Annotated in this window: 5 protein-coding genes; all 5 read right to left on the reverse strand. The window is 58.7% G+C overall.

Annotation, left to right across the window (positions count from 1 at the left end):
* The coding region (locus tag AC1DT3_RS12880; RefSeq protein WP_477465647.1) for an ATP-binding cassette domain-containing protein at positions 1–231 on the reverse strand (231 nt) is incomplete at its 3' end.
* Positions 228–1094 (reverse strand): ABC transporter permease, encoded by an 867-nt coding sequence (locus AC1DT3_RS12885; RefSeq protein WP_477465648.1) that lies wholly within the window; start codon positions 1092–1094, stop codon positions 228–230. The genes AC1DT3_RS12880 and AC1DT3_RS12885, both read right to left, overlap by 4 nt.
* Positions 1091–2044, reverse strand: a complete 954-nt coding sequence (locus tag AC1DT3_RS12890) for an ABC transporter permease (protein WP_477465649.1) — start codon at positions 2042–2044, stop codon at positions 1091–1093. Before AC1DT3_RS12890 ends, AC1DT3_RS12885 begins: the two co-directional genes overlap by 4 nt.
* A gap of 91 nt (positions 2045–2135) precedes the next feature.
* Positions 2136–3614 (reverse strand): ABC transporter substrate-binding protein, encoded by a 1479-nt coding sequence (locus AC1DT3_RS12895; RefSeq protein ID WP_477465650.1) that lies wholly within the window; start codon positions 3612–3614, stop codon positions 2136–2138.
* Positions 3615–3672: 58 nt separating this feature from the next.
* A complete protein-coding gene (locus tag AC1DT3_RS12900; RefSeq protein ID WP_477465651.1) occupies positions 3673–4419 on the reverse strand; it encodes a glucose 1-dehydrogenase in 747 nt (248 codons plus the stop codon).
* Positions 4420–4488: the final 69 nt, after the last annotated feature.

Consider the following 4488-nt stretch of genomic DNA (forward strand, 5'->3'; position numbering starts at 1 on the left):
AGTGAGATCTCTGCCATCGAAGAGCAGCTCGCCGCCGATGTTCATTCGCGCGGGCAGAAGGCCCATGATGGCGAGCGCCGTAATAGACTTGCCGCTACCGGATTCCCCTACGATTCCAAGCCTTTCACCTCGTCTCAACGTGAGTGACACCCCCGACAAAATCTCTGCGGTACGCCCGCCCACAGAAAAGCCAGCCGTAAGCATGCGGATATCGAGWAGCGTCTCCGTCATCGTTGCCTCCTCACGCGAGGATCGAGGAGGTCTCTCAATCCATCGCCCAAGAGGTTGAGGCCAAGCACGGCGAATGTAATGGCAAGTCCCGGAAAGATGGCGAGATAGGGCGCGTCATAGATATACGTCTGAGCATCGTTCAGCATCTTGCCCCAGCTCGGCTGCGGCGGCTGGGTTCCTAGGCCGACATAGGACAGTCCGGCTTCCGCAACGATCGCCAATGCAAATTGGATCGTCGCCTGCACGATCAGCACATGACCAATATTCGGCAACACGTGATCGAGCGTAATCGCGACATCGCCGCGACCGGCACACCGCGCCGCAAGGACGTATTCACGCTTCCATAGGCCGAGCGATGCACCACGGGTGAGACGTGCGAAGACCGGAACATTGAAGATCCCAATCGCAATCATCGCATTGACGGCACCCGGGCCGAAGATCGCCGTGATGATGACCGCGGTAAGCAGCGCCGGAAAAGCGAATGCAAGATCGGTCAGCCGCATCACGAAATTGTCGATGATGCCTCCTCTTGCAGCCGCAAGCGCCCCGAGCGGAACGCCGATGCCTGCGCCGACCGCCACAGCGACGATCGAAATGAAGATAGAGTTGCGAGCGCCAACCATGATCATCGAGAGAACGTCGCGACCGAAAGCATCGGTGCCTAGCCAATGGCTGGCGCTCGGCCCCTGGAGTTTGTGGACGATGTCGAGGGCCGTCGGCGAATAGGGTGTCCACGCAAACGAGAGCAGCGCCATCCCGACGAGTATTGCCGTGACGATCCCGCCGATAGCAAGACTGCGGCTCATGTTCAGCGCCACGAATACTCTTGCCGGAACGCCCGGCGTCGTGCCGATCTCGCTCATGACCGACCTCCGCTCGCCAAGCGCGGATCCAACGCGCCATAAGCGAGATCAACCGCAAAATTCACCGCGATCACACTCGCAGCGAGCAACGTTACGAGAGATTGCACTGCGACAAGGTCGCGCTGGGCAATCGACTGAAAAATCAAACGGCCCAATCCAGGAAGATTGAAGACGTTTTCGATGATGATCGTCCCTGCCAGAAGAAACGAGAATTGAAGTCCGATGATCGTGACGACCGGGATCAGGGCGTTGGGCGCAGCGTGTTTCCACAACGCAGCGTTTCGTGTCAGCCCCTTGGCGCGAGCGGTTCGAACGAAATCCTCGCTCAATGTCTCGATGACAGACGAACGTGTGACACGGGCCAGAATGGCAGCGAGAGGCAGCGCAAGTGCGATCGCAGGCAAGATGAGCGATCGAATTCCGGGCCACAACCCATTGTCCCAACCGGCAAATCCCGAAGCTGGGAACCACCCAAGTTTCAGGGCAAAGAGCAGGATCAGCAAGAGACCGAGCCAGAAATTCGGAATGGCGACACCGATCTGCGCAACGCCCATACTTGCAACGTCTTGGATTTCACCGCGGCGGGAGGCAGCGAAGATCCCCGTCGGAATGGCGATGGCGATCGAAAGCGTCATCGCCATGAGAGCGAGAGGCAATGTGACCATCACGCGCGGCGCGATCAGTTCACTGACGGGAACCGAATATGTGTAGCTCGTTCCGAAATCTCCGACGACAAAGCCTCCGATCCACGCGAGATAACGGGTCCACAACGGTTGATCGAGGCCAAGCTGCTTTTGCAACGCTGCGAGAGTGTCCGGCTGTGCGTTGACGCCCAGCATCACCGCGGCGGGATCTCCCGGCAGGACCTGCATAAGCATGAAGACCACGAGAGAGGCCGCAAGCGTCGTAAGAACCAACGATACGAACCGTCCCGTTACATACCCGAACAAATCGCCGTCTCCATGCATGTTCCGCAGCTCGCCTTTCGAGCAGCGGGGTCGGCATCCCGCTCTTCCGCGGAATGCGGGATGCCGACCTTTCTCATTTCGCCCAAGACGCTGCCGTCAGATCGTTGGCCGGAATGGGCAGGTTCTTCCAAAGGCCTTGAACATTCTTGTTCCACACGCCGACTTTCGGAAGCGCATAAAGGAAGACAACCGGCTCGTCCTCGGCAAGGCGGCGTTGCAGCCTGCCCACGAGGTCGACCCGCTCCTTCTCGTCCTTCGCTTCGGTGAATGACTTGTAGAGGGCTTTGTACTCGGGGCTTTGATAGTTGAAGTAGTATTTGTCACGCGCGAAGATATCGAGGTCACGCGCTTCGGTATGTCCGATGATCGTCGCATCGTAGTCAGCGCGTTTGAAGACCTGATCGAGCCATTGCGCGAACTCGATCGGCACAAGATTCACCTGCAGACCGACCTGACCCAGCATGCCGGCGATGATCTCCCCGCCGCGGCGCGAATAGGCAGGCGGTGGAAGGCTGATTGTGAAGGACGTGCCGGGCTTGATGCCAGCTTCTGCAAGAAGCGCTTTCGCCTTCGCGGGATCGTAGGGATATGTGTTGTTGAGATCGATGTAACCGGGGTCAACCGGCGTATAGTGTGATCCGATCGGAACGCCGTAGCCCGAGCTCACAGCATCGACAAAGGCCTTGCGGTCGATGGCGTGAGCAAGGGCGCGTCGCACCTTGACGTCGTCGAAGGGCTTGCGCGTGTTGTTCAGCGAGAAGACGACTTTGCCCGCCGTCGTGCCGACTTCGACCTGGAGGCGATCGTCACTCCGAAAGCGATTGAGGAGTTCTGGTGCGGGGAATTCGGGAAACGCGTCGATGTCTCCGGCCAACACCGCTGCGGCTGCAGCCGAGGGATCGCTGATGAACCGGAAAGTCACGCCAGACAACTTGGCGGGCGTTCCCCAGTAGTCGGGATTCTTCTCCAATTCCACGCGATCGCCCTGAACCCAGCGCTTGAACCGAAACGGTCCCGTTCCGACGGGCTTCGTCTTGTTGGTCGCAACTGAGGACGGAGCCATCATCACCGCATCGCCCCAACCCATGCCGAATAGAAATGTCGATGTCGGGCGTTTGAGGGTGACGACGGCCGTCGCAGGATCTGGACATTCGACCTTGCCGATCGGCTCGAACAAGCCCTTCTGGGCGTTTGTGGAATCCGGCGCGACAGCCCGCTCGTAGGAGAACTTCACGACAGAGCAATCGAAAGGCGTGCCGTCGTGGAATTTTGCGCCCTGACGAAGCTTGAACGTGTATGTCAGCTCATCCGGCGACGTCGTCCAGCTTTCCGCCAAAGCAGGCTTGATCGAACCATCTTCGCCAATGCGAACAAGGCCTTCGAACAGGTTCGCGTAGGTAACGCGCCTTATCGCGGAGGCCGCATTGGCCGTGGGGTCAAGACCAGGCGGCTCGAGCACTTCGCCAACCGTCAACGTGTCCTTCGCCATGGCGCCGCTCATGGCGGTGAGCAGCGCAGCGCTTGCCAAACCTGCAAGAAGTATCGTTCTCATCGATCCGTTCCCCTTTTGCTTTCGAGCATTGTTCATTTGTTGGACGATCTTCTGCGCGCTAGATCGACCGTCCGCCGTCGACGTCCAAGGCAATTCCTGTGATCATGCTGGCACGCGGCGAACAGACGAACGCTGCCGCATCCGCGAGATCCTCCGGCTTGAGCAATCTGCCGAGCGGGATCGACGCGCGAAATTTCTGGCGAATCTCTTCGGAGTCTTCGCCCATGAACGTCGTCAACAGCGGCGTCTCGCCGGCAACTGGGTTCAGAGCCACAACGCGGATGTTGTAGGGCGCCAGTTCGATGGCGAGTGCCTTCGTTGCGGAAACGACCCAACCTTTGGTGGCGTTGTACCATGCCAGGTTCGGCCGTGGACGCGCGGCACCCGTCGAGGCAATGTTCAAAATGACGCCGCCGTCCCGGCTTTTGAAATGAGGAATGGCCGCGCGGCAGGCGAGATAGATCCCGCGAATATTGACACCGACGATTCGATCAAACTCATCGGGCTCGACCAACTCCGCGTCGCGCGGCTTATGCCCGATACCCGCATTGTTGACGAGAATGTCGATTCCGCCAAATTCTCCGATCGCTTTTGCTATCGCGTCGACGACATCACGTTCCTGAGATACGTCGGCTGCGAACGCAATGGCCGACGCACCGATTTCGGATGCGACGCGATCAGCGCCCTCGACATTGCGATCGACAACAACGACTTTTGCTCCCTCGGCAGCGAACTTCTTTGCCATACCTTCGCCGAAGCCAGAGCCCGCACCCGTGATCAACGCAACTTTGCCGCTCAGAGACAATTTATTCTCTCCTGATGCCGTGGAAGTATCGACCGACCTATCCATGGTAAACCGAAATCATTTTCAACG

This window comes from Microvirga sp. P4_G7, from assembly GCF_056401005.1.

Bases quoted from the DNA above. Each gene is read 5' to 3' on its own strand.
- AC1DT3_RS12885 (WP_477465648.1), bottom strand. From the start codon at position 1,094: ATGAGCGAGATCGGCACGACGCCGGGCGTTCCGGCAAGAGTATTCGTG.
- AC1DT3_RS12895 (WP_477465650.1), bottom strand. From the start codon at position 3,614: ATGAGAACGATACTTCTTGCAGGTTTGGCAAGCGCTGCGCTGCTCACC.